General features: G+C 58.4%; 16 protein-coding genes. 13 read left to right on the top strand and 3 right to left on the bottom strand.

Annotation, left to right across the window (positions count from 1 at the left end):
* Nucleotides 1–16: 16 nt before the first annotated feature.
* The 7 genes from BLV41_RS10010 (at nt 17) to BLV41_RS09980 (ending at nt 14,973) form a co-directional block, all read left to right on the top strand.
* On the top strand, nt 17–2,701 hold the full coding sequence (locus tag BLV41_RS10010) for a helix-turn-helix transcriptional regulator (protein ID WP_074711544.1): 2,685 nt from the start codon (nt 17–19) through the stop codon (nt 2,699–2,701).
* Nucleotides 2,702–3,585: 884 nt separating this feature from the next.
* Nucleotides 3,586–6,294: a helix-turn-helix transcriptional regulator gene (locus BLV41_RS10005; RefSeq protein WP_083360711.1), complete on the top strand. Its 2,709-nt coding sequence runs from the start codon at nt 3,586–3,588 to the stop codon at nt 6,292–6,294.
* The gene (locus BLV41_RS10000) at nt 6,291–8,960 is read left to right on the top strand and encodes a LuxR C-terminal-related transcriptional regulator (protein WP_074711542.1); all 2,670 of its coding nucleotides are present in this window, start codon (nt 6,291–6,293) and stop codon (nt 8,958–8,960) included. Before BLV41_RS10005 ends, BLV41_RS10000 begins: the two co-directional genes overlap by 4 nt.
* Before the next feature lie 587 nt (nt 8,961–9,547).
* On the top strand, nt 9,548–10,957 hold the full coding sequence (locus BLV41_RS09995; protein WP_244516835.1) for a nucleotide sugar dehydrogenase: 1,410 nt from the start codon (nt 9,548–9,550) through the stop codon (nt 10,955–10,957).
* Between the two features lie 40 nt (nt 10,958–10,997).
* Nucleotides 10,998–12,005, top strand: a complete 1,008-nt coding sequence (locus BLV41_RS09990) for a GDP-mannose 4,6-dehydratase (RefSeq protein ID WP_074711541.1) — start codon at nt 10,998–11,000, stop codon at nt 12,003–12,005.
* A gap of 76 nt (nt 12,006–12,081) precedes the next feature.
* Nucleotides 12,082–14,055 carry an S-layer homology domain-containing protein gene (locus BLV41_RS09985; RefSeq protein ID WP_074711540.1) on the top strand — a complete coding sequence of 658 codons (1,974 nt, stop codon included), beginning with the start codon at nt 12,082–12,084 and terminating at the stop codon, nt 14,053–14,055.
* Nucleotides 14,056–14,175: 120 nt separating this feature from the next.
* Nucleotides 14,176–14,973: a FecR family protein gene (locus tag BLV41_RS09980; protein WP_244516833.1), complete on the top strand. Its 798-nt coding sequence runs from the start codon at nt 14,176–14,178 to the stop codon at nt 14,971–14,973.
* 5 nt (nt 14,974–14,978) lie between these two features.
* On the opposite strand, the gene BLV41_RS09975 is transcribed toward BLV41_RS09980, so the two are convergent.
* On the bottom strand, nt 14,979–16,031 hold the full coding sequence (locus tag BLV41_RS09975) for a chitinase (protein ID WP_139244289.1): 1,053 nt from the start codon (nt 16,029–16,031) through the stop codon (nt 14,979–14,981).
* 521 nt (nt 16,032–16,552) lie between these two features.
* Here BLV41_RS09975 and BLV41_RS09965 point away from each other — a divergent pair.
* Nucleotides 16,553–17,908, top strand: coding sequence for a polysaccharide deacetylase family protein (locus tag BLV41_RS09965; protein WP_139244287.1), 1,356 nt, complete (start codon nt 16,553–16,555; stop codon nt 17,906–17,908).
* Complete coding sequence (locus tag BLV41_RS09960; RefSeq protein ID WP_044574152.1) at nt 17,905–19,314, top strand: glycosyltransferase family 2 protein; 1,410 nt, start codon at nt 17,905–17,907, stop codon at nt 19,312–19,314. Before BLV41_RS09965 ends, BLV41_RS09960 begins: the two co-directional genes overlap by 4 nt.
* A 49-nt stretch (nt 19,315–19,363) precedes the next feature.
* Here the strand turns inward: BLV41_RS09960 and BLV41_RS09955 are convergent, their stop codons facing one another.
* Nucleotides 19,364–20,482: a hypothetical protein gene (locus tag BLV41_RS09955; protein WP_074711537.1), complete on the bottom strand. Its 1,119-nt coding sequence runs from the start codon at nt 20,480–20,482 to the stop codon at nt 19,364–19,366.
* Nucleotides 20,483–20,792: 310 nt separating this feature from the next.
* Complete coding sequence (locus BLV41_RS22060; RefSeq protein ID WP_157884019.1) at nt 20,793–20,939, bottom strand: hypothetical protein; 147 nt, start codon at nt 20,937–20,939, stop codon at nt 20,793–20,795.
* A 221-nt stretch (nt 20,940–21,160) separates the two neighbouring features.
* Here BLV41_RS22060 and BLV41_RS09950 point away from each other — a divergent pair, with 221 nt between their 5' ends.
* From BLV41_RS09950 to sufU, 4 genes are all read left to right on the top strand, one after another.
* On the top strand, nt 21,161–22,630 hold the full coding sequence (locus BLV41_RS09950; protein WP_139244285.1) for a polysaccharide pyruvyl transferase family protein: 1,470 nt from the start codon (nt 21,161–21,163) through the stop codon (nt 22,628–22,630).
* Nucleotides 22,627–23,652, top strand: a complete 1,026-nt coding sequence (locus BLV41_RS09945; RefSeq protein WP_074711535.1) for a glycosyltransferase family 2 protein — start codon at nt 22,627–22,629, stop codon at nt 23,650–23,652. Before BLV41_RS09950 ends, BLV41_RS09945 begins: the two co-directional genes overlap by 4 nt.
* 148 nt (nt 23,653–23,800) lie before the next feature.
* Nucleotides 23,801–25,120 (top strand): cysteine desulfurase, encoded by a 1,320-nt coding sequence (locus BLV41_RS09940; protein WP_425284268.1) that lies wholly within the window; start codon nt 23,801–23,803, stop codon nt 25,118–25,120.
* Nucleotides 25,117–25,578, top strand: a complete 462-nt coding sequence (gene sufU, locus BLV41_RS09935; RefSeq protein WP_074711533.1) for a Fe-S cluster assembly sulfur transfer protein SufU — start codon at nt 25,117–25,119, stop codon at nt 25,576–25,578. Before BLV41_RS09940 ends, sufU begins: the two co-directional genes overlap by 4 nt.
* The last annotated feature ends 12 nt before the right edge of the window (nt 25,579–25,590 follow it).

Genomic DNA, 25,590 nt, shown 5'->3' with positions numbered 1-25,590 from the left:
GAAGGGGATCGTGTCCATGGCAGGAGCGGGTCTCAAATCACCCTTCATTCGGCAAGCTGAGCTTGCCGATATCCACATGGCCATCAACGGCGAGAACTGCCGTGCCGTATTCCTTAGTTATGACACTGGCCTGGGTGCCTCGACCATCCTGCGAGAACTGGCTCTTGAAGCTGGACAGACCCGGCCCGTCTTGACGTTACAGGGCACTCCGTCCCTTAGCGCTGTTCCGTTTGGCGCCTTGGCACCATTCCTGCGGGGAGTGCGCGGAGATAATTTGGGTCTTCGTACCCAGGTGTTTCGAGCTGTTCTGACGGCCATCGATGACCTGCGGGGGTCCCAGGATGGGGATCTTGACGAGCTCGCACTCATTGTCTTGGATGACGCACATGCAGTGGACTCTTCCACGGCTGAGCTTCTGGTTAATCTTGTGCTGGCGGGCAGTGTCAGCCTCGTGGCCTCGCACCTGCGATCCGGTGGCATGCCCGAGCCCTTGCCACGGTTGTGGTCGGCAGGGTTGGCCGAGAACATTGACATGACCCCGCTGACCCGTGATCAAACACATTCTTACTGTCAGGCCTTATTGCAGGGTCCCGTTGCCCTCCAGACCAGCTGGTTCTTCTGGTCTTCAGCCAAGGGAAACCCGCTGTTGATTAAGCTGTTGGTCTCGGAAGCGGTTGATGACGGCCTGCTGGCCCAGAGTCGCGGGATTTGGGTCTATCAAGAGGGCCCGCGCACTGTTGGACGGAGCTTGCGCGACGCCGTTACCCAACAGATTCGCGGACTGAGCATCCATGCGGAAGAAGCGCTGGACCTGGTGGCATTGGCGGAGCCTGTCCCCTTGGCATTGGTCCAGGACATCAGCGGGGCAGCGGCTGTGAACCAAGTTGTTAAACGGAAACTAGTTCATTTGAGCGATCTGGACAACGGCACGCTGCGGCTGGCCAGCCCCATTTATGGCGATGTAATTCGCCATATGGTCTCACCCGCCCACCGCCGAATTCTGTTCGATGCTTTGAGCCAGCGGATGAACTCAGAACCGCCAACGGGAGAAGCCATGCTGCGCTGGGTCTCTTGGGCCATTGATTGCGGCCTGGCTGTTGGAGACGATCTATTGCTGCAGGCCGCCTTGATAGCGTGCAAGTTGTCCCAGCCCCTGGTCTCCTTGGAGCTGACCGGGCATATTGCTGGCCAGGACAATGCGCTCAGGGTGGCAGCGATCAAGGCCAGGGCGCATTACCTCCGCGGTGACTATGAGGGTTCCGCGAAGCTGCTCGACGACTTTCTGGAGGAGGCGGAGAGCGTTGATGACTTGATCTTTGCATCCCTGCTGAAGGCAGCCACCCGGATGGCGTTGGGCATGCCGGCGTCGAGCATTGAAGATGAGATTGAGCAGCTAACTGCCGGAGGACTCAGGCTTGCCGGCCAGGCTCCCTCTGAGGCTGACACTATTCACGCAATGGTCGATAACCGGGTCAAGTTGTTGAAGTTGATGGCGTTGTCCCAATCCGGCCAGTATCGGGACATGTTGCCTCTCATTGCTGCCCTGAAGACAGGTTCGGCGGTGTCGGAGGCAGAGCGGAAGCTGGTCCAGACCTTTGCCTTGACCATGGAGGCTGAACAACTCTGCGCCCAGGGCCGGGTGGCAGAGAGCCAGAAGTGTTCCAGTGAGGCCTTTGCCATTGAGCACAGCGATGACTATGACATTTTTTTCATCCCGGAAATGATTGTTTTCCGGCAGCTCGCAACGGCACTTCTCGCGGGGGATCTGGATCAGGCGCAGATCCTTCTGGACAGGTTTTTCATCGATGCCGGTCCCGTCATCCTCTCCTTTGGTGGCAGTGCCAACGTTGGCCGGGGGATGGGATATGTGCGGCAGGGGCGCTTTGATGAGGCGATAGACGTCTTGCTGCCGTGCATTGAATCTTTGCGCGCAACTGATCCGCAGCAGCTTTTGGGTTTCTGTACGGCTCTTGCCGCCTATTCGGCGGCGCAATTGGAACGGGTGGAGCTTGCCACCGGCTTGTTGGCCGACTACCAGGAGAAGCCTGGAATGTTCCTGGTCACGTCCCATGAACGCGCCTTTGCCGCAGCTGCCAGGGAGCACTTGAAGCGCGACGGCGTTGGCTTGGCCGCGCTTATGGCGCTGGCCGATGAGTCGTTGGAGGAGGGCTCCACCCTGCTGGAACTGAACGCGTTGGTTCTGGCTCTCGAGCTGGGCGAACTCGACCACGTGGATCGACTTCTGGATGTTGCCGCTCGAGTGGATGGTCCCTGGTCCGCGGCCGTGGTCCAGTTTGTAGGTGGCACACGCAAGAATCATGTTGCCAAGATACTTGGATCGGAAGCTGGCCCGAAGATTGCAGCGTCGCCAGCGCTGGTGGATGCGCCGTGGTACTCAGGTACCGTTTTCGATGTGCCCGTCATGGAGCCCATTCATGTTGCTGCAGAGGGCAACGGGCAGTCATTGAGGCTGCATAGCAACGGGGACCAGGGCCAGTCGGCAAAATTGACTAAACGGGAATCGCAAATTTCCCTCCTGGCCGCGAATGGCCTTTCCGATCGGTCCATAGCCGAGCAGTTGCAGCTTTCCTTGCGCACCGTTGAAGGTCATTTGTACCGCGCTTATTCGAAACTCGGGATCACCAGCAGGGACGAACTTGCGCCGCTTCTGGTGCCCTCCAGCCCCACTGAAGGTTCGTGATTTTCCCGGACATCAACGGCGTACGACGCCGGGAGTTGGGTATTGCCGGGAGGCAGTGAGTGCCGCTGTTCTTACGCAAAAATCCTGGAGGGGAGCCGACGACGGCTGGGGGAAGGCCTTGGTCTCAGAAGGCCTTTCCGCCGTCGGCTCCGAACTGGGAGCCCGGTGGCTTGCACCGTGCAAAATGGCGGGTTCGTCAATGTTGAACCGCCAGGCGACGCTGTGCGTCAGTGCGATCCTCTTTGACAACTGCCCCCATGTGGGACACATTACCGATGCTCTGGTACAAGGCATTTGAAACCCTCCAGTTAGCCGAACACCGGTGTGTGTGCTTCAATTACAACCCGTTTGAACCCCACAAACACGGGTGGTAACTACCCGAGTAGTTCCCCTCACATTCGGCGCGGGCCCTACAAGTAGATGAATTGTTACTCGCATTGGTACTCGGTGGAATTTGATTTCAGGCCCAACCACCTGCACGCCGGCAACATGGCCCGAATTCGAGTCAGATGGCTCTTTCGGTTAAGGTCACGGGAACAGAAGAGTCAAGGACAAATTGCTCGAGCGCCAGCGCCACAAAATATTCCGAACCATCCATGTGATCGATAACAATGAGTAGGACTTTGCACAAACAAGTAGCACTCACGAGCAGAAACGAGTACACGGTACTCGTGCATGCCGAGAAGCGGGTGGATACCGTGAAGCAACGGCAAAAGCTTATGTGCGAGTCGGATCTTGGCAGGCGTCGGTGAATGGTTTGAAAGTGGTCTCAACTTTGTTGAAAAGTGCTTTCAACCAGTGGCCGGTGCCACTTGGCACCAGTGAAGTTTCTGGAGCCCAAGGATTCCTCGTGCGCAGGCTTCGCGGATCAGATTCCAGGGGGGATGAGCAGGGTGCAGGCAACGTCAACGAAGTGGCAGGTCACAGGGCGCGAAGCGATTGTTGATGCGATTGTTGGTGAGCTGAAATCGCCGGCCGCCGGCACCAGTAGCTATCCGGAAATCTTGGGAGTCTTGTTGGCGGGTCCTCCCGGCATCGGCAAGAGTCATCTGGCGGCACAGGCGGTGAAGGCCTTGCAAGCTGACGTTCTTGTTGTTCACCTTTATGCCAGTTCCCACATGTCAACCGAACCCTATGGCGCGCTGGCGGCGCTGCTTAGTGAGTTGGAGCCGGAAAGCCTCACCCATCATGTACAAGTCCTGGCGGCGACCCTGCGGCGCCTGGAATCGATGGCAAATGGACGGGACATGTGCATTCTTATTGACAATGCGCATGAACTGGACGAACAGTCGGCTGTCATTTTGGCACAACTTGCAAAAACCAGGTCCATTCGCCTGCTCTTGACCTGTGGATCCACTGACCTGCTTCCCCACGAACTTTCCAACCTGGTCAAAGACGGCTTCGTTCGGCGCATGGGCGTTGAACCATTCTCCTTCCGCGAGCTGGTCAAGGCAGTCGAGATGCGGCTGGGTGGGCGAATTTCCCAACGTGCTGGCCGTCAGCTGTGGGCGGCCAGCGGAGGACATCCCCAGTTCCTCACCGCGCTGACCCAGGACATGGTCTCCTCGGGGGCGCTCTTGCTCCGTGACGGATCCTGGTGCCTTGACGGTTCCATTGCCGGACACGAACGAATCTCTTCGGAGCTGTTTTCGAACCAGTTGCGCAGGCTCAACGCGCAGCAGCTCCGCACACTTGAAATTGTGGCCTTGTCGCGAGCCGTATCAATCAACACGCTCTTGGATGTTGTGGATGATCGCGATGTTGACGCTTTGGAGGAGATGGGCATGGTTCGCATAGGCGCGGACCACTTTGTCAGGGCCATCCACCCGCTGTTGGCCAAAGTTGTCCGGAACAAGGTGCCGGCCGGGCGCAGCAAGGAACAGTGGGAGTCAGTCAACATGCATTCCCCCATGGTGCACAATTTTGCATCAGCGGATGTGGGCATGGTTCTTTGGACGCTGGAAGCCGGCAGGAAGCTGGAGCGCAACCTGGCCCTTGATGCTGCAAAAATTGCCAATGACGAGATGAAGCCAGCCATGGCGCTTCGTTTCCTGGCCACACTGGATCCCCAGACCTCTGGCGCAACAGCCACCGCCGAGGCGGTTCGGGCGCACGTGGCCATGGGGGATCAGACCTCGGCCAGGAACTTGCTTGCAAGCCTCTATTCCTCGTATCACGAAGAACCCACCCTGACCGAGTGGGTTGTTTCTTTGTTGGCCGAGACTTCAGTGCTCCTTACCTCCAAGGTCACGTGGGCGGAAGCCCTGACAAATCTGGAAAAAGTGCGGGGAGAACTGTATCCGGATTCCTTGGAGGGCGAGATTGGATCGGACAAGCCAAACATTGGTGTCCTTCGCGAGACCTTGATTGTCCACACAGCCGAGGCAGCCTGGTGGACAGGCAATTTTCCGGATTCAATTGATGGCCTTGACCTTGCGTACACGGCGGCTAAGGAGGTTTCCGCCAACCAGTCCCTGCTACTTGGCAGCCAGCTCTGCCTCATGAATGCTGCAAGCGGGAAAGCAACTGCGGCTGCGGAGCTTTCGGACAAACTGCTGCAGTCCGTCACCACGATGGGTGTTGCCCAGGGCTGTGCCGCCAAGGCGCGTGAGAACTTGTTCTTCGCAAACCTCATTATTGGAAGGCTGGACATAGCGGAGGAAGCGGCCCGGGCCTTGTGCGGGCAGGTGGCCGGCGACAGTGACATTCATGTCGGCGCCTTCGCCGATCTGGCCTTGCCCATCTTGTTGGTGGTTCGTGGCCATGGCGGAGAGAGTTTGTCTCTGCTGGAGCAGGAGATCTCTCAGCTCCGCCTGCGGGACGAGTATGGAGCCTTGGGATTGGCGCTTTCCGCTGGCGCGTATGCGTGCGTGCTTTCGGGCGACAACGATTCTGCAGCCTTGTACCTTGCGGAATTGGAAGGTTGCAGCTCGGATGCGCCTTGGTTGATGGAGAGGGTCGGGAAGTACTTTGAACTGGCCGCCCGGGCCAAGATGGGTGACCGCCAACAGAGCATCCGGGAACTGATCCACCTAGCGGATTCTGACCAGGACTCAGGACGTGAAATCTGGGAAGTTGAGTCGTTGGGTCTGGCGCTTCGCCTGGGCGCCATGGAAGTGGCTCCGCGGTTGTTCGACGCCGCCAGCACCTTGGACGTTGGCTACAACCCCTTCTACAGGGACTTCGCAGAGGGATCGGTGACCAGTGACGCAGGGCTTCTGGTTCGGGCTGCCGAACACGCAGCGCAGCTTGGCAGTGACAACGCGGTGGTTGACGCAGCCGAAGTGGCGTTGGCATTGGGGACAATTGACCAACACCAGCACCGCCACCTGAGCGGACTCATGGAATTGTGCCGCCGCAACATGGACGCCAACACCAAGCGTGCCGGCGATGGACAGCCCCTGACCTCCCGGCAGCTGGAAATTGCCAGGGAGGCAGCGGCCGGTGCGAGCAACAAGGACATTGCGACCCGACTCCATGTGTCCATCCGGACCGTCGAGGGACACCTCTATCAAATCTTCGGCAAGCTTCGTATTTCCGAACGCTCCGACTTGAGCTATGCACTGGCGCAAGCTGAAGGAGAGCGTCCGTGAGGTCTCTGACAACGCAGGAAGCGCTCTTTGGGCGCGAGGAATTGGTGGCTGACATTCTGGCAACTGTCCTCTCCGACGATGGCCACGGCTCATTGTTGGTAGGCGATGTGGGCTTGGGCAAAACATCCGTTGCCGCGGCTGTGCTTGAACTGGGTGGAAGCAGGATCCGGCCGTTTCACGCCTTCGGATCATCTGCACTGGCCAGTGAACCGTATGGTGTCCTGGCGCCCTTCCTGACAGGGCTCCATGACGGCCGGGCTTTTTCCTCATCAGATGTCCTGAGAGCGCTGTCTTCGGCATTGCGAACAGGCACCGATGAGCGTGCGGTACTGGTCATTGAAGATGCACAGTTTCTCGATGACAGCAGCGCCGTCCTGTTAGCGCAATTGGCTGCCGCCAACCAAGCCAGGTTCATTCTCCTTTGCGCGCCTTTTCCTTCGGTTCCAGCCGAGCTCTGGTCCATGTGTTCGGACGGGCTATTGAAGAGTTTTGAATTGGCACCGTTGCCTCAAACAACCATGCAGGAATTGTGCCGGCACATCCTTGGACACCAGGTGTTCCCAAGTGCGAGCGTCACACTGTGCCGGCGCGCATCCGGCAACCCGATGTTTCTGGTGGAGCAGATTAAGCATGCACGCCGTACGGGGACATTGGTGGAGCACAACGGAGTCTGGCAGCTGATCGGTGAGCTGACGGGATCCACCAAACACGTGCGGGAAGTGGTCAGGTATCACCTCCTGCAACTCAGTGAAGCGCAGCGGCAAGCACTTGACTACGTTGCCCTTGCGGGCAGTCTTGATCTGGACACCCTCCGCCAAGTCGCGAGCAGCAGCACGGTAGATGATTTGGAAGAGTCCAAGCTGATAGTGGTTTCCAACGATCCCGTTCGCGTGGTGAGCCTGGCCGTCCCCCCTATGGGAGAGGTCATGTGTGAACTCTTGCCGGCTGCAAAAACCATGGCCATGCGCAGGACCCTGCTCCCATTGCTGGATTTGTCTGCGGCACGGCCCGAAACTCTGATCCGCTGTATTGGGTGGGCGTTGGAGGACGGTTTTCAAGTCCCAGACATTAATATCCTGAGAGCGGCACAACTCGCCAACCGGCTGGACCTGCCGGACCTGGCCGAACAAGCCGCGGCGGCCGTGACCTCATCGGGACTGAGTGAATTTGCGCGACTTGAACAAGCCCGAACGATGACTGTGAGAGGGGAGTATCCCGAGCTGCAGGAGTTGGCCAGCGAAATGATGGCGACCTCCAGTGATCCAGAAATGGTTCGTCTGGTTGCGAGTCTTTGTGGACATGGCGGACTCCGTCCAGGCCTGGACGGAACATTTCTGGAGACCATCGCCAGTGACTGGCGGGAAGCCGTGGACCGCTTGGCACGGGAGGGTTCCTTGAAGGGGCAGCAACTGGTGGCTGAACACGCAACCAGCATGCGGTTGATGGAAATTCAGGGTATGCACGGTGATGGAAATTATCACGGGACCGAGGACGAGCTGGCTCGGATTTTTGCGACCTCGGAAAACTGCGCCCCAAACCTCTTGGTCTCCTGCACGCTGTTGTCTGAAGTATTCTCGGCCACCGGCAGGGCGGTCAAAGCGCGAGAACTCTCTTCACGTGCCGCCGACCTGCTGGAGTCAGACCTTGAAGAGATGGCTTACTACAGGGAATTTGTTTTGCGGCGCCATCTTCTGGCGCTGTGGCATGCCGGCGAGTTCAGCCTGTTGCGCGAGGTTGTGGACCACGATGCCGAACACAATGTAGCTTCGCTGCCACGTTATGGAGGAAGCTACCAGCTTGCCAAGGGGCTCTGTGATTTGGCCCAGGGCGGGATGAATGTTGCCCTGCAGACACTGGTTCAGGCAGTTGAAGCTCTCCAATACCGTGATCCGGGAAATGATCTGCCCCAGAGCCTTGCGGCGGCGGCCTATGCGGCCGCAGTCCTTGGGCGGGAGTCGGTCAAGGAGTATTACGCAAAACTGTATGAGGCAACTGGCCCGGGGCGAGACGCCGCCTCATCCCTGCGGTCCCAGGCGTTTCTCCTGGCGGCCAACGGCATGTTTGAAGGAAACCCACGACCCAAGCTTCGCCTGGTTGCGGATGAAGCCGCCGCTTTGGGCATGGTCCACGTGGAGATGGATGTGCTGATGTTGGGCATCCACGCTGGCGACCTTGGACTGGCGCTGAGATTGAAGGCCGTTGCCTCGCGCTGCGAAGGGCGGCACGCACAGATTACTGCCGAGTATGCCAAGGCCCTCTCGGAAAAGGATCCCATGGCTTTACTGGCGTTCAGTGACGCCGCCGAGAGCGAAGGACGTGAATTGGATGCCGCCCGGAGCGCGGGAAACGCCGTCGCCATCTTGAGCCGGCGTGGCGATCGGAACCGTTTGCACAGTGCACAGCGCGTGGCAAAACGCCGTCTGGCAACGCTGGTCCACGGTCATGACCCCTTGTCGGCACGGCTGAGTACGGCACCGCAATTGACCCGCCGTGAACGAAAAGTCGCTGCCCTGGTCCATGGTGGAGCCAGCAACCGAGACATCGCTGCCGAGTTTGGGCTGTCGCTGCGCACGGTGGAGGGGCACCTTTACCGTATTTTTGCCAAGCTTGGAATATCGGATAGATCCGAAATTGCGAACACTACCTCTGATTCCTGGAATGTCTAACGGGGTCGGGAATGAATTAGTGCGTCAGTAACCACAACCAGCGGCTTGAGCTTTCTCTCATGGACACGTTTCACGTCATCTTCCGAGGATTCCAGATAACTCGTTTGCCTAACACTGAGAAAATCAAGCGGATTGCACGTCAGGGCAAATTAAAGACGCACATTACATATCACTGATGATGGGGAAGTAATTTACTTCCCCATTTTTGCGTGTCCCGCAACTGGCCGGATTCGCGGGCGTGGCTAGGTAGTAAAACGAGTGTTGTCAGTGTCGACGTCGAGTATGCTCCGCCGGCGAACGAAATGCTAACGGTAAAGACGGGTAGGTTGCACTCGTGTCCAGAGTGGCATAGCTTCATAGGCTGTTTTTATTGGTCAAGCCAATCGACTTGATTATGAACAACAAATAATTCGAACGGCTTTGACATTGGACGCAGAATTACCCAGCCGCCCGGTATGTCAAATAATTTTGATCAGAGCAGATGCGCCAAGCGCAAGTCACTCTCGAGGCCGTCGTCCACGGTTACTTGTTAGGTAACCGGATTCCATCATTTGACGTATTACAAACAATAGGGGAGCAAGAGAATAATGGTGCACATTATTAAGGACAAAACGCTTGAGATGGTTTTCGCTGCCCAGACGCAAGGTCAGGATACCGCTGATCAAACCGGTGTTGTTGAAACGGAATGGCTTCGCGATAGCGATGCCCAACCCGCGGCAATGCCGGAAGACAGCGGAGAATTCAGGTTCGATGTTGCGATCGTGGGCCTTGGATACGTTGGGCTGCCTACAGCACTGGCAATCAGCACCTCGGGCCGGCGCGTGGTAGGTCTGGATGTTTCAGAGCGGAGGTTGTCGACTATCCGCAACCAGCAGGCTGACCTGTTGGATTCGGACAAGGTCCGCCTGAGCGAAGCCCTGAATGATCCGAATTTCGTCATCAGCTCTGACCTGTCACTGGTTTCCCAGGCCGCCGCAGTGATTGTCTGCGTTCCGACGCCTGTGGACCCTTACCTGATCCCTGACCTGAGCATCCTCCGTTCGGCCTGTGCTGCAGTGGTGGAACACGCCGTGGCCGGCCAGCTGCTCATGCTGACCTCCACCACCTATGTTGGTTCCACTCGGGACATGTTGGCGCAGCCACTGGCCGAGCGCGGTCTGATCGCAGGAAGCAACATCTTCGTGGCCTTTTCTCCGGAGCGAATCAACCCAGGCGTGGACTCCTTCTCTCATGAAGATGTGCCCCGGGTTGTTGGCGGAGTTACGGAAACCTGCGGCAAGGTGGCTGAAGACCTGCTCAAGACGGTGACCAAGTCCGTCTATGTTGTCCCGTCGGCGGATGCCGCGGAAATGACGAAGCTGGTGGAAAACACCTTCCGCGCGGTCAACATTGCGTTGGCCAACGAGTTCGCTGATATCTGCCAGGAATTGAACATTGAGGTCATCGACGTCATCAACGCCGCCTCGACCAAGCCGTACGGGTTCATGCGTTTCACGCCCGGACCCGGCGTTGGCGGGCATTGCATTCCTTGCGACCCGCACTACCTCTTGTGGCAGCTGCGTAAGTCAAGGATGGGAAGCCCCGTGATCGAGAGCGCCATGGCCGGCATCGCCAGCAGGCCCCACCACGTTGTGGAACGGACCCGCCGGATTCTTTCGGACCGCGACCACCGGGTCAGCTTTGCCAAGATCTTGATCGTGGGTGTGGCTTACAAGCCCGACGTCGAGGATCTCCGTGAGTCTCCTGCCTTGGAAATCATCGCGGCCCTCGCTGCTGAGGACGCCGATGTGGCCTATGTGGACCACTGGTGCCCAACGGCTCCCGACGGCAAGGGCGGAGTGTTGGTCTCGATCGAGAACCCGGCGGAATGGCATCCCGATGTGGTGATCGTGCACACCCGGCACACCGGCGTGGACCTGAGCTGGCTTGAGGACGTTCCAGTTGTCCTGGACACCACCTATCAGCTGGCGCCGGCAAAGAACATCGTCAGGCTTTAGAGATTTCTGGACTATCCATCACTGCACGGAAGGACTTGAGATGAAAACAGCAATTACCGGCGGGGCAGGGTTCATAGGTGGCCATTTGGTTGAGCACCTGTTGGCCCAAGGCGACGAGGTATCCGTACTGGACAACTTTTCCACAGGGCGGATCGAAAACCTTCAGGGCGTGTTGGATCACCCGAGGTTCCATCTGACCGAGGGAAATATCCTGGACAAGGTGGCCGTGGAGAATTTGGTTCAGGGCGCCGACAGGGTCTTTCACTTGGCAGCCGCAGTTGGTGTGACACTGATTGTGGATCACCCGCTGGAGAGCCTGCGCACCAACATCCATGGCACCGAAGTGGTTCTGGACGCGGCACTCAACTCGGGGGCAAGCCTTCTGCTGGCGTCCACGAGCGAAATCTACGGAAAGAACGTTTCCGACAGTCTCGATGAAGAGTCAGATCGAATTCTCGGATCAGCGCTTAAGTCCCGGTGGACCTACGCGGCGGCAAAGGGAATCGACGAGGCTTTTGCATACTCCTACTGGCACGAATTTGGTTTGCGGGTTGCCATTGTCCGCCTGTTCAACACGGTGGGACCGCGCCAAACCGGCCGATACGGCATGGTTGTGCCGCGGTTGATCAAGCAGGCCCTGGCCAGCGAACCACTGACCGTGTACGGGGACGGCTTGCAGACCCGGTGCTTCTCCTTCGTTGGAGACATCGTGCCGGCCATAACCCGGATCTCGGCGGAACCAAGCGCCTATGGCAACGCCTTCAACCTCGGCGGGTCCTACGAAATCTCCATCCTGTCCCTGGCCCAGCGCATCGTTGAACTGTTGGACAGCTCCAGCGAGATCATCTTTGTCCCCTACGAACAGGCCTATGCCGCAGGCTTTGAGGACATGCGCCGCCGGGTCCCGAACAACTCCAAGTCACGGGCACTGGTTGGCTTTGATCCCAAAACCACCCTGGATGAGATCATCCTCAGCGTTGCCGATGAGCAGCGTCGCTCAACGGCCCCGGAACCAGCTAGCAGGAAAGTGGAGGTGGCCTCGAATTAATTTTCGTCCCTGGAAAGACAGCGGCGGGGGACTGTCGCACTAGGATTTCCACCAATTCAAGGAATCGACAAAAACCGTGAACATAGAGCCAGAAAGAAAGGGCAAGGCCATGGTCTCCAATGCACGTCCCATCCGAGAAACCACTCCCTCCACCTTCCACAAAAGTCGCGCACTCGTCATTGGGTTGACGTTGGCGCTCACCGCTTCCGTGATCGGCTTCGTGGCACCCGCCGCACAGGCCGCAATCCCCACCACCGTCACCCTCACCTTCGATGACGCCAATGCCGACCAGGTGCCGGCAGCATCATTCATCAATGGCTTGGGCATGAAGGGCACGTTCTTCACCCCGTCGGGTTACATTGGCGTACCGGGGTACATGAATGTGACCGATGTCCTGGGCCTCCAAACCGCTGGCAACGAGATTGGCGGCCATTCGGTTACGCACCCGGATCTGACAACCATGAATGTCGATGAAGTCACTCGACAGGTCTGCAACGACAGGGTCAACCTGACGGCCATGGGCCTGGACATCCAGAACTTCGCCTACCCGTTCGCGTCAGAGAACGCCGCCGTCGAGTCAATCGTGCAGCAGTGTGGCTACAACTCAGCCCGAGGCTTGGGCGATATCAGGAGCAAGGTTCCGGAGTCGGCAACCTTCCCCTTCTTTGAAAACATTCCGCCAGCGAACCCCTATGTGACGGGGGCTCCGGATCAGGTGGACAACACCTGGACCCTCCTTGACCTGCAAAACCTGGTCACCGACGCCAACACCAATGGTGGCGGCTGGATCCAGTACACGTTCCACCACATTGGCACCGGCGTTGATCCGTCCTCAGGTGTTGCTGATCCACTGACTGTTTCCACCGAACTCTTTCAGGAATTCTCCACTTGGCTCGCCGGCCAGGTCACGGCCGGAACGGTTGTTGTCAAGACGGTCAAGGAAGTCATCGGCGGCACTACCAAGCCGACGGTGGCAGGACCGGCCGCACCGGCTCCCCGCACCCTTGGAAACTTGATTCAGAACCCCAGCATGGAAACACCTGGCCCTAACGATTCACCGTATCCAAACTGCTGGGCTCCCGGATCCTACGGCGTGAACACACCGGTCTACACGGCGGTTTCACCAGGGCACGGCGGAACGGCAACGGCTGCACGGCAGATTGGGCTTTCCAACTACGTCGGCGGTGACGCGAAGTTCCTGCAGCAGATGGATCTGGGGCAGTGTGCACCCAGCGCCACACCCGGAAATACGTACTTGGCCAAGGCCTGGTACAAGGCCACCGGCGTGACCCAGTTTGAGGCCTACTACCGCACCGGTCTGGGCAGTTGGGTTTACTGGACCGCCAGTCCGTGGTTCGTGGCTTCGCCCACTGAATGGGCACAGGCCAGCTGGACCACCCCGGCCGTTCCGGCAGGAGCCACAGCCATCTCGATCGGCCTGAACATCTTTGCCAATGGAACGCTCATCACCGATGACTATGAACTGTATGACACAACAACTGTGAGAGCCTTCACGGACGTCCCCTCAACGTCGCAGTTCTACAGGGAAGTCAGCTGGGCATCCGACAACCAGATCACCACGGGCTACTCGGATGGCACCTTCCGGCCGCTGCAGAACATCGACCGCAACGCCATGGCCGCCTTTATGTACCGTCTGGCCGGCAGCCCCGCTTATACGCCTCCGGCAGTCTCACACTTCACGGACGTTCCATCCACTGGACCGTTCTACAAGGAAGTGAACTGGCTGTTCGACGCCGGAATCACCACGGGTTACGGGGATGGAACCTTCCGCCCGTTTGGCCCCGTCAACCGTGATGCAGTGGCAGCCTTCCTCTACCGGATGAACGGCAAACCAGCCGTTCCTGCCAACGCTCCAACGTTTGTGGACGTTGCACCCAGTAACCAGTTCTACAACGAGATCAGGTGGCTGGCGGCTACCGGAATCACCACAGGATATGACGGGAATCTGTTCAAGCCAGTACAGCCCATCGCCCGTGATGCCATGGCGGCGTTCGTTTACCGCTACAACCAGAATTTCCCGAAGGGCTAGCGGAAATTCACCAACATAACAGCTGCGGGTTTGGCGTCGAGGTAGTAGTCTTCCCTCACACCAAACCCGCAGTTCGTTTGATAACACAGTTCGTTTGACAACGCTTAGGACAGGAAACAAGTGAATGCCACGATTTCCGGGCCAGCTTCCACACCCGAACAACCCCGGCGGAGTCGGCGTAGTACGGGGTTTGCAGGGCTCCTTGCCTGTGGTCTGGTGCTCCTGATGGCGTCAGGTTGCTCGCACCAGGAAAGCCTTGCACAGGGCGGCAACTATCCGTGGCACAGAGACATTGTGGCCACCACGTTCTGGGTCGGAGAAATTTTCGATGCCACGGCGGCGGATGGAAGCCAAGTGTATTCGACCTATGACAATGATTGGGAAGCCAGCTACGGCGGCTGCGACGGAGTTTTGACCCCCGAGTGCAGCACCGAGCCCAGGACGGCCGCCAATGGCTATATGCCCACCTCGATGACTCCCAAAGAGAATCCTTTTTATCTGGATTTACCGTACGACGACGTCAACGATCCGAAGGCGTTTGCCGAGCGTTCCACGGTGATCCCGTGGGCAAACGAGCCAGAATATGCCGGCCAGGCAACGAACAGGAATTTCAGTTATATGAAGAACCGTTGGGTCAAGCTCGTGATGAACGATCGAGTTTGCTACGGCCAGATAGAAGACGCCGGCCCGGGACAATATCATGACGCCGAGTATGTTTTTGGCTCCAATGATGCCCGGCCGGTCAACAAGAACTTCAACGGTGCAGGAATGGATGTTTCACCGGCCATCAACGGGTGCCTTGGCTTCAGTGAGCTGGACGGCGAAGATGACAGGCTCAGCTGGCAGTTTGTGGATGAAGCTGATGTGCCTGCAGGGCCTTGGCGGACCACTGTAACCACCAGTCAGGTAAACAACTAAACGCCTTACCTGAACCGGCCCGTGAATGGTTCACCAAGGATGTTGCTGAAATCCCCGTTGTCCTGACTGACTCCACTGCAGGTGTGTGGGGCGATGGCGGGGTTCAGGCTTTCCGTGGTGCACTGGGTGTCCCGGTTGTTGGACCACTGGGACATTCGCCCAACGTTTTTGGATCGGGCAAATTCCGCGAATTGGATGGCATCCTGCACATCGAAAACGTCAGTGGTAATTTCGTTGATTCCAATCATGGGCGTCAAACCGATTTTGGCCCACGCCGCCGCATCGTCCAGCGCAAATCCGGCACGCTGGTAGATGATGCCCACTTGTGAGTGCGCCGCAACGGCAGCAGCCTCGGACGCCTCAAGCATGCTCTGACCCTGAACCCGGCTGGCCCCGTAGTTCATGGTCATGATGTTCACCCCTGCCAGATCCACTCCCTTGCTGAGCATTTGTTCAATCTCGGCCACGCCATCATCGGTGAGGCCACGAGGAGAGACCGGCAGGGTGAGCCAGACATCCAACGGCTTGCCCCGATCGGCGCGGTCTTTTTGCACCTGGGCCACTGCCTGGGCCCGCCGTTCGCCGGCAACCGAATCCAGAAGATTTTCGCCCTCAATATCAAAGTCCACAGTGGAGACCTCGTAACGCTCGATTACGCTTTGGTAGGCGTTTTGCAGGGTTGGGAGGTCAGTGCAGGATGTGGCAAGTTCCGTGCTGGCAGCTCCACCAAAGGATATGGCTGCGTGGCCGCCGTTCTCGCGTAGTTTTTCGATCTTGGCATCCAGATCGAGAGATGTGCCTGCCTGGTCAAGGCTGTAGTGCGTACCCCAATGGGGTACGCACGGATTGGCAGGATCCGCCACGATGAAAGAAAGCAATACGTTCTTGGTGTGTTTGGATGTTGGCGTCTCGAAGGCGAGAGCCGGCGCCAAGGTGACATCAACGTAACCGCCAAACCAAGGTTTTGTTTCTATGGCCCGGTTTCGCCAAACAAAAATTCCGGCAACCACCAGCACTGCGATAAGCAGAAAGCTGATCACAGCCACAATACGCCGCACGTTCGGAGCCAATGATGGACCCCGGAGATGCTTTCCGCTTGTCAATGCGTCTCCTAAGGTCTCAGCTGTGGCCTGCGTGTTTGCGCCTGATTCCCAGTCTCAAATCGTAAAACCGTCCGAGGCCTACGCAATTGTAGCGGTCTGCGGGGTGCGTTCCCTGCCTGTTTCACAATATGTAATTACTGAGTGTGGAAATGCGCCTGGACAAGTAGTTATGCGGGTAATCGAACGTGTTACGGACATCGGAGGGTTCATTTGCGGGAAAAAACAGGTAGTACTTACTCGTGTTCGGCGCATAACGGCTTCATAGACTGAATTATTCGGTGAATCCATTGGATGCACCGAGGCAGGTCTCACAAGTCAATGCGTAGATTGCATACACGGGCCAACGGTTCGTCAGGAGGCAGTCGGCGAAGAAAATCAGGGAAAGATAACCGGGGGCTAAGGTGGATCCAAGAGTTGAAAGTGGCAGCACGAAACATGGCGCTGGGCGAGCCAAGCCATCCAAGCGCAAGAGTCCCTTGCCCATAGCCGCACTCATTGCGATCATGCTCTGCTTTGCAGGTGCCGTAGCGCTGACGGCCTCCGACGATCCCGAACCCTCCAACGCACAGCCGCAGGCCCCGGCCCCCATCGTGACGAGGCCGCCAACTCTGTCAAACGTCAGTCTGACCTTTGATTCCGGAACGGCTGCGCAAATGACACAAGCGCGAACAGTCATCAAATATGGGCTGCACGGGACGTTCTTTATCAACAGCGGGTTTGTTGGTGCAGACGGCTACATGAGCCGGAACGACCTTCAGGAACTCGCCAACGCTGGCCAGGAAATAGGCGGGCACACAGTCACCTTGGCCGATTTGTCCGTGGTGGGTGCGGATGAAGCCAAACGCCAAGTGTGCGATGACCGGGTCAACTTGAATGAGTGGGGATTCAAGGTCAGCTCATTCTCTTACCCGTTTGGGAAAGTCACCCCGGAAGCCCAAAAGATTGTGATGGAGTGCGGCTACAACAGTGCCCGCAGTACCGGAACAGTGTTGGGAAAATTTGGCTGTGATGGTTGTGCCGCCGCCGAGACCGTCATTCCACAGGATGTGTTTGCAACCCGGGCCACGGCGAACATTGACGGGCGGTGGTCACTGGCCGATCTACAGGCCGCCGTCACTGACAGCGAGGCAACGGGAAGTTGGCTTCAGCTGGTATTTGGTGTCACGGAGGACAGCCCCGACAAACAGCCCATCAACGCAGAGGTGTTTGAGGCGTTTTGCGCCTGGTTGGGCGACCGTACGGCCCATGGCACATCAGTTCGCACGGTGCACGAAATGATCGGGAAAAAGGCGGGTGCCGTAGTTGCCGGCCCCGTGAAGGCTCCGGCACCTCCGGGGGTGAATGCGCTGCAAAATCCTGATCTGGAAACGCCAGGAGCCTGGAATCTGCCCCAGTGCTGGCAGTCTTCCTCCTACGGAAAGAACACGCCGTGGTTTAGTAAGCTCGCACCTGCCCCCACCGGGAGTACTGGAGCAAATTTGCAGGTGACAGATTATGAGTCAGGTGATGCAAAGGTTTTGCCGACACTGGACTTGGGTGAATGTGCACCCAGCGTCATTGTTGGGCACACTTACACCCTCGGCGCATCGTTGACTTCCACTGAGCGGACGCAGATTGAACTCTACGTTCGGGACAAGGTGGGCAAGTGGACGTACTGGACGGCCAGCCCCTACTATCCGGCCGGCGTGGACCCGATTCGCTACTCATGGGTGACCCCGCCAGTCCCGGAAGGGGCCGTGGCGCTGAGCTTTGGCTTCAATCTCTTTTCCAATGGAGTGATCGTCACCGATGACTACACAATGTATGACACGACAGGGGAGATCGCCCAGTGATCATTTTTTACATAATCCTGGTTCTTGGCGTCAGTACAATTTTCTGGTCCAGCGTGGGGTTGTTGCGGGCCGGTCTGGAAAGGTCAACAGGGGTGGCCGATTGGCTGGGAATGGTTCTGGCCCGAATGCCATTCCGCCGGGGAGAACATGAGAAAGATCGGCACAAAATACTGGAACGTTGGGCTCAGAACGCCGGGCCCATGCACCGGGCCACCACGCCGCGAATAGTACCCTCACGGGTGGCTGTCATCATTGCAGCCCACAATGAGGCGCTGGTCATCAGCGATACCATCCGGACAGTTTCCATGCTTGTCCCGCACAAGAATATTCACATCATCTCCGACAAATCCACCGACGCCACAGCAGCCATTGCCAGGGGAGTGGGAGTCAATGTACTTGAACTTGACCCCAACAGGGGCAAGGCTGGCGCATTGGCCGCCGGGATAGAACACTTCAAGCTCTGTGACCGGTTTGACGCGGTAATGCTGCTCGATGCCGACACACAGCCCGCGGCCGACTATTTGGAAACCGGCCTGCCACTCTTTGACGATCCAGAGGTGGCGGCAGTGGCCGGGCGGGCAAAGTCCATCATGGATCCGCCAGCGCCCACCTGGTTTGGACGGTTTTTGGTCTATTACCGTGAACGGCTCTATGTGGCAGTGCAGCTGATGCTCAAGTACGGGCAGGCGGCGCGTGCGGCCAACGTGGTGTCCATAGTTCCCGGATTTGCCAGCATGTACCGCACCAGCGCGTTGCGGCATATCAACATCCTGGCCCCCGGCCTGGTCATTGAGGACTTCAACATGACCTTTGAAATCCATGCGAAACAGCTGGGCAGGATTGCCTTTCATCCGCAGGCGGCTATTGCATACACCCAAGACCCGGACACTTTCACTGACTACAGCAAGCAGGTTCACAGGTGGATCCTTGGTTTCTGGCAGACGGTACGCCGCCACAAGGTGCGCTTTAGCCGCTTTTGGCTGGTGATGGGACTGCACATTCTGGAACTGGTGTTCAGCAGCATCTTCTTTGTTTTCTTGATTCCACTCTTTTTGTTGTCCATGGTCAGTGCGTTGATGGTGAGCCAAGGCGATCTATCGCCGGAAGTGGTGTTTCTGTCAGGGCTGCTACGTCCCCAGGATCTGCTGATTGGGGTATTCATACCGGATTTCATCCTGACCCTATTGGCAACTATCTCTGTTCGGAAACCCCTGTACTTGCTCATGGCGCCCTTCTTCCCCTTCATGCGGATAGTGGACGCCTACATCTGTTTGCGGGCGCTGCCGAAAGCTTTCTCATCAAAATCAACGGGTGTTTGGGTTAGCCCCCAACGGCGGGCACAGAGCGTACCGCCGGGGATCACAGTCACGGACAGTCTTAAAAGCAAAACCCCAATGGGTGCGTGAAAAATTTCCACGCGCCCATTGGGGTTTTACGAGTGAAGTGTTGCCGTGACTACCAGTTCACACCGGAGGTTGTGACAACGTTCAGCCAAGGACCGGCCGGAACGCTGGCCTTGTCCACAAACTGCCATGAAACATGATCGGAATCGCCATCAAGAGAGGCAAAGCCCAAGCAGCCGTTGAGGGCAGGGGAAACATCCATGCCTGCACCCTGGCTCGAGTCACCGGAGAACTGGGTGTTCGCCGGGCGGGCATCATTGCTTCCAAAGACAAAGTTGGAATCGTGGTACAGGGAACCGGAAGACGGTCCGGCGTCTTCGATCTGGCCGTAGCAGGTGTTGCCGTTGGGGCCGGTGATCTTAACCCAGCTGTTCTTCATGTAGCTGTAGTTCGAGTCGGCACAGTGGTTTACGCCCGTGGCAGCGTTGTCCGCTGCAGCCCACGGGATTACCTGGCAACGTTCCTTGAACGCGGTGCTGTCGTTGACGTCGTCGTACGGCAGGTCCAGGTAGAACGGGTTTTGAAGCGGTGTGGGCTGGCTCTTCGGGAAGAAACCATTGGAAGCGTCGCGCTTTTCGGTCTTGCACGCGAAGTTGGTGCCGGTACCGGTGCTCACTCCATCGCAGCCTCCGTAGATGCTGCCGGGGCAACCGTCTGCGGAATCAGGAGTGGTGCCCAGGTTGACGCCCGTGTGGGAGAAAGCCCACTGGCCGTCATAGGTGGAGCAAACCTGAGAGCCATCAGCGAGGGAGGCATTGAAGATTTCGCCAACCCAGAACGTGGTGCTGACAATGTTGGTGTGCATCGGGTATGAAGATGCACCGGAACCGCCGGCGTTCACCACGGGTGCTGCCTGCACGGGTGCAGGAGCAGGTGCTGGTGCGGCTACAACAGGAGCTGCGGGAGCTACTGGAGCAGCAGTTGGAGCCGGTGCCTTTGTAGGCGTCGCCGTTTTGGTAGGCGTCGCTTTAGCAGTGGCCGTGGCCTTAGCCGCAGGAGACGGCTTCCAAGTCTTCTTTGAGGGAGAGCACTTGTCGTGATTGGGCCGCTGCTGGCAAGAATATGTGTTGGATGCTGCGTTGACTGATGAAGCGCCGGTGACCGAAATGGCTATGGCTCCGCCAAGGGCCAAAACGACGCCGAGAATTATTAGGTGGGTAAGATATTTCATAGAAATATGAACAAAATTCTGTAGGGGACATTGTCTTATGTGGCGCCCGGATTAACGGGCTGAGGCCACAAAAAATGCAATGGCACCAGGTGGTGCCAATGCATATGAGACACGATGTGGTTGGGGCCCTATAAGGCCAAATTGCTGTTCGGTTTCTCCCCAGAAGTTGCGAACAGCGCCAAACCACTCCACTACACGTTACACGAACGTTACACAATTGGCCCCCTCGGCGGTGGGGGGCCGCTGGCTCTGGTGCGGATAAGGCACTAGTCCAAGCCGGCAAATTCAGCCTCAAATTCAGGCTACGGTGCTAGATCCCGGTCACTCCCAGGACCAATAAGACTCCGATGAAGACGGCAAAAATCAGTTCCGCAACATATGTGGGCCACACGAGGGTCCGCTGGCGTCTGTGACTGCCGTGCCATACACGTTCAAAGTTAAGCTGGTTTGTATCCATGCAATGATGCTAGGACGCACAAGTGTCCGGGCCTAGCGTGGCTGGCACTGGACATCTCCGGTGTGACACCCTCTTTATGCGGACAATTACTCGCATTCCGGCGTCATTCTGGCGGGCCGCTACTGTAGTGGTGATGCGGCCCACCAAAGCTTGGGATAATTGGTGGTTGTGAGGTCAATGGTGCATGCACCATTTGAAGCGCAGGGATAGGGAGCAAAAGCTTGAAGGTAGTAGTCTTGGCCGACATTGGCCAGCACGTTTACCATGTTGGTGACGAGGCCATGGGCCATGCAGCGGCCCAAGAGCTGGGTAGCCGGGGCATTGACGTTGTCATGCTTTCCCGCAATCCGGCCCAGTCCAGGGAACTGTACGGAACTGCGTCCGCACCCACCATTACCTTCCCGTGGCCGCCGCTGGAACGTGAAACGTATTTGGATGAGATTTCCCGGGTCCTGCAGGGGGAGCGGGGAGCGCTGCCGCCGGAAGACCAGGTGTGGGACCTGATCCGCCTGATTGAAGGTTCCGACGCCGTGTTGATCTGCGGCGGGGGCAATATGAACTCAAGCTACGGGTGGCTGCTCTACGAGCGTGCCGCCGTGGGTGTGGTGGCTGCGCACTTCAAGAAACCGCTGGTCATTTCCGGACAGACCCTGGGCCCAACACTGACAGCCAGTGACGGGCTCGTGTTGCAATCCCTGTTGGAATCGGCCCAATTGGTGGGTGTCAGGGAAAGCGCATCGCACCAGCTGGCGCGCGACGGCGGGCTGCCGCAGAAGCAGTTGGTGGCTGGCCTGGATGATGCCGCCTTCTTCGCCAATCCCATGGCCGACGGCGGACGTGCGCCGTACATGGCCGTCACCTTCTCGCCCGGCACCGGGTCCTTGCCTGCGGAGGAGTACTTTACGAAGATCGCCGCGGTTCTTGATGAACTGGTGGCTGTCTCCGGACTCGGCGTGGTGTTCATTCCACATATGGCGGACACGGAATCTCGGGATCAGGACCTGTGGGCGCACCGCATGATTGCAGCGGCCATGAATAGCGAGAACATAGAGCAGCTTGAGCTTCTAGATGCAGCCGAGGCAGCCGCCATCACCGTTGGCGCCAGCTTGGTGGTCACTTCCCGCTACCATCCGGCAGTTTTTGCCACTGGTGCCGGCATCCCGGTTGTTTCGCTCAGCCCCAACCACTATTCTGACGTCCGGCTCTCCGGCGCCCTCCGCAACTGGGGACTTGAGCAGTTCAACCTGCCCGTCACCTCTCTGCTCAACGGTGACTTCCGGACCGCGGCCCTGGCCGCGTGGGAGCAACGCTCGGCGATAGCCGGGCATCTGCAAAGCCTGGGAGAGCAGAGGCGAGCCGAGGCACAAGACTGGTGGGACGGCGTCGTACGTGCACTGGGGGGCGAGCGCTCGCAGGCTCCGGCCAGTATTGCGCCGGCACCATCCTACGAAGGCGCCACGAGCTGGAGTGCTGACGCGGATGCCGTTCGGCGGGTGGCCAGTCCGATGGGGAAGCGGGCGGCCATTGCGGAACTGGAATTGCAACGAGAACAAGATTTGCGCCGGGTGGCTGGCCGCGAGGCGGCTGCTGCCCGGGAAGAACTGCAGCGGTTGCTGGGTTCGAAGGCGTTCCGCGTGGCCTCTAAGGCGTGGAAGATTACAGGAAAATTGACCCGGAGGGAGCCCTCGTGACAGGTGCACCAGAGAACACTCAAGTAACCACGGCGGAGCAGGCTCCCGCGGCAACGGTTGCCATTGTGATGCGGACCAAGAATCGCACGCTGCTCCTTGAGCGCGCCATTCAGGACGTCCTGAAACAGGAGTATGGCGATTGGGTCTTGGTGATCGTCAACGACGGCGGCGCACAGGCTCCCGTTGATGCGCTGGTGGAGAAGTACGCCGTGCAGGGCAACGGTCGCATTCACGTTCGGCACCATGCGGACTCATTGGGAATGGAGGCCGCATCCAACGCGGGGATTCGTACCACGGAGTCAACGTTCATTGTCATCCATGACGATGATGACCAGTGGAGTGCCGACTTCCTGACCACCACTGTGGCCGCTCTGAATGCATCCGGCGCCGAGGGTGTGATGGTCCGGACGGAGATTGTCTACGAGAAGGTGGTGGATGGGCGTATTGAGGAGCAGGGCCGGGAACCTTTTTCCCCGGAGGTTGCAGGGATAACGCTCTTTGACCTGCTTCGATTCAACCGTGGAGTCCCCATCTCCTTCCTGTACAGGCGCAGTGTTCACGCCCAGATTGGGTACTATGACGAATCGTTGGCCGCGGTGGGGGATTGGGAATTCCACCTGCGTTTCGCCACGCATTTCTCCATTGATTTTATTGATGGTGAGCCCCTGGCATTCTGGAACCAACGCCCGGGAGCCACAGGGGACATGGGCAACAGCTTTCTCGCCCGCGAGGCCGAGCACCACATCTACGACCTCCAGGTCAGGGAACGCTACCTGAAGGAATACGCGGATAAGTATGGTGTGGGGGCCCTGCTTTACCTGACCAAGATCCAGGACCGCCAATCCCATGAATTCCACCAGCGTCATGATCACCTGGACCGGAAAACGCAGGAACTGCTGGACGTTGTGCACGGGCAGAATGAGCGTCTTGAGCGGCTCGAGGCCGCCATTAGCGATGCCAGCCTGGTGAGCCTGCTGCGACGCCGCTACCGCCGCTTCAAGGACCGTGTAACCGGCAAGTAGTCAGCAGGGGAATGCCCGTAGTTAGCCAAACCTGAGATGCCCTCTGAGCCTAACAGTGACACAATTAGGTGAGATGGGTATGACGTATTCAGTTATGACCTCCGGGGGACGGATAACGTCCCTGCTGCGCTAACCGAGGAGCACAATTTTGGTGACAGGATCCACTCAGCACGATCACCACGTCCCCCTGACGGATACTGAAGTTTTGCGCATTCGCAATGATTTCCCCATCCTGGAAACGGAAGTGAACGGGAAGCCGCTGGTCTACCTGGACTCCGGCGCCACCTCACAGAATCCGCTCAGCGTCATGGAAGCCGAGCAGGAATACTACGAGCAGCGCAACTCCGCCGTGCACCGCGGCGCCCACACACTGGCTGTGGAGGCTACCGATGCTTTCGAGGATGCCCGCGAGACCGTCGCCGGATTCATCGGAGCCAACAGCAACGAGCTGGTGTGGATTCAAAACGCCACCGCGGGCCTGAACCTGATCGCCTACGCCTTTGGCAACGCCAGCACCGGGAAAACCTCCGAGGCCGCCAAGCGCTTTGCCCTGGTGCCGGGTGACGAGATTCTGGTTACCGAGATGGAGCACCACGCAAACCTGATCCCGTGGCAGGAACTCTGCCGCCGGACCGGGGCAACGCTGCGCTTCATCCCCATTCACGACGACGGCACCCTGGACCTGCAGGCAGCCGCAGTCCTGCTCAACGAGCACACCAAGGTTCTGGCCTTCACTCACGTTTCCAACGTCACGGGCGTCATCAACCCCGTAGCCGAGCTGACGGCCATGGCGCACAGCGTTGGTGCCCTGGTGGTTCTTGATGCCTGCCAGTCGGCCCCGCACCTGCCCTTGGACGTCAAGGCGCTGGATGTTGACTTCGCGGTGTTCTCCGGCCACAAGATGCTGGCGCCCACAGGCATTGGCGGACTCTACGGACGCACGGAACTGCTCGATGCCATGCCGCCATTTTTGACCGGCGGATCCATGATCACCACCGTGACCATGGAGGAAGCCGAGTACCTGCCAGCCCCGCAGCGATTCGAAGCCGGAACGCAGCCCATCTCTCAGGCTGTCGCCTTGGCCACGGCCGCCAACTACCTGCGCGAGACCGGCATGGACCGGGTCCACGCGTGGGAGGAGTTCCTGGGCCAGCGCCTGGTTGCCGGGCTGGAGGCCATTGACGGCATCCGCGTGCTGGGTCCGGCTGCAGGTGTTCCGCGCGCCGGGTTGGCGGCTTTTGAGGTGGACGGGGTTCACGCGCATGACGTCGGCCAGTACCTTGACGCTGAAGGCATCGCCGTTCGCGTGGGTCACCACTGCGCACAGCCGCTGCACCGCCGGTTGGGGCTAAACGCCTCCACCCGGGCAAGCACCTATCTTTACAACACAACTGCCGATGTTGACGCGTTCCTGGCTGTGGTGGCTGAGATCCGTGGCTACTTTGGCGTGGAGGGGACACAGGCATGAGCGCACTCGATTCGCTGTACCAACAAATCATTCTGGAAGAGTCAAAGGCCCGCCGCGGATCTGACTTGCCTGCAGAGCAGCTTGAGGGAAAGGATCTGCCCGAGAACGTGGGGCAGTGCCACCAGCTCAATCCTGTGTGCGGTGACGAGATCACCCTGCGCATTGAAACAGCCGAGGATAAGGTTTCCGGCATTCACTGGGCGGGGGATGGGTGCGCCATTTCCATGGCCTCGGCCTCGATCCTCAGCGACATGCTGGTGGGATTGGACCGTGGCGAGGTGGAAGCACTCATTGGCAATTTCCGAGAGGTGATGAGGTCCCGCGGGAAACTGCAAGCCGATGAAGAAATTCTTGGCGATGCCGCCGCGCTCTCTGGCGTTTCGAAGTTCCCGGCCCGCGTCAAGTGCGCCATGCTGGCTTGGGTAGCTGCAGAAGATGCGCTGAACCAGACCGCCTAAGGATTTTCATAA

The sequence above is a fragment of the Arthrobacter alpinus genome (assembly GCF_900105965.1).
Taxonomy (GTDB): domain Bacteria; phylum Actinomycetota; class Actinomycetes; order Actinomycetales; family Micrococcaceae; genus Specibacter; species Specibacter alpinus.
Note: the sequence above shows the minus strand (reverse complement) of the source record. Positions and strands in the feature narration are given on the sequence as shown.

What these genes read in the sequence shown, in the direction of transcription:
- BLV41_RS10010 (WP_074711544.1), top strand. Translation starts at nt 17, where the DNA reads ATGGCAGGAGCGGGTCTCAAATCACCCTTCATTCGGCAAGCTGAGCTT.
- BLV41_RS10005 (WP_083360711.1), top strand. Translation starts at nt 3,586, where the DNA reads ATGAGCAGGGTGCAGGCAACGTCAACGAAGTGGCAGGTCACAGGGCGC.
- BLV41_RS09995 (WP_244516835.1), top strand. Translation starts at nt 9,548, where the DNA reads ATGGTGCACATTATTAAGGACAAAACGCTTGAGATGGTTTTCGCTGCC.
- BLV41_RS09990 (WP_074711541.1), top strand. Translation starts at nt 10,998, where the DNA reads ATGAAAACAGCAATTACCGGCGGGGCAGGGTTCATAGGTGGCCATTTG.
- BLV41_RS09955 (WP_074711537.1), bottom strand. Translation starts at nt 20,482, where the DNA reads ATGAAATATCTTACCCACCTAATAATTCTCGGCGTCGTTTTGGCCCTT.
- BLV41_RS22060 (WP_157884019.1), bottom strand. Translation starts at nt 20,939, where the DNA reads ATGGATACAAACCAGCTTAACTTTGAACGTGTATGGCACGGCAGTCAC.
- sufU (WP_074711533.1), top strand. Translation starts at nt 25,117, where the DNA reads ATGAGCGCACTCGATTCGCTGTACCAACAAATCATTCTGGAAGAGTCA.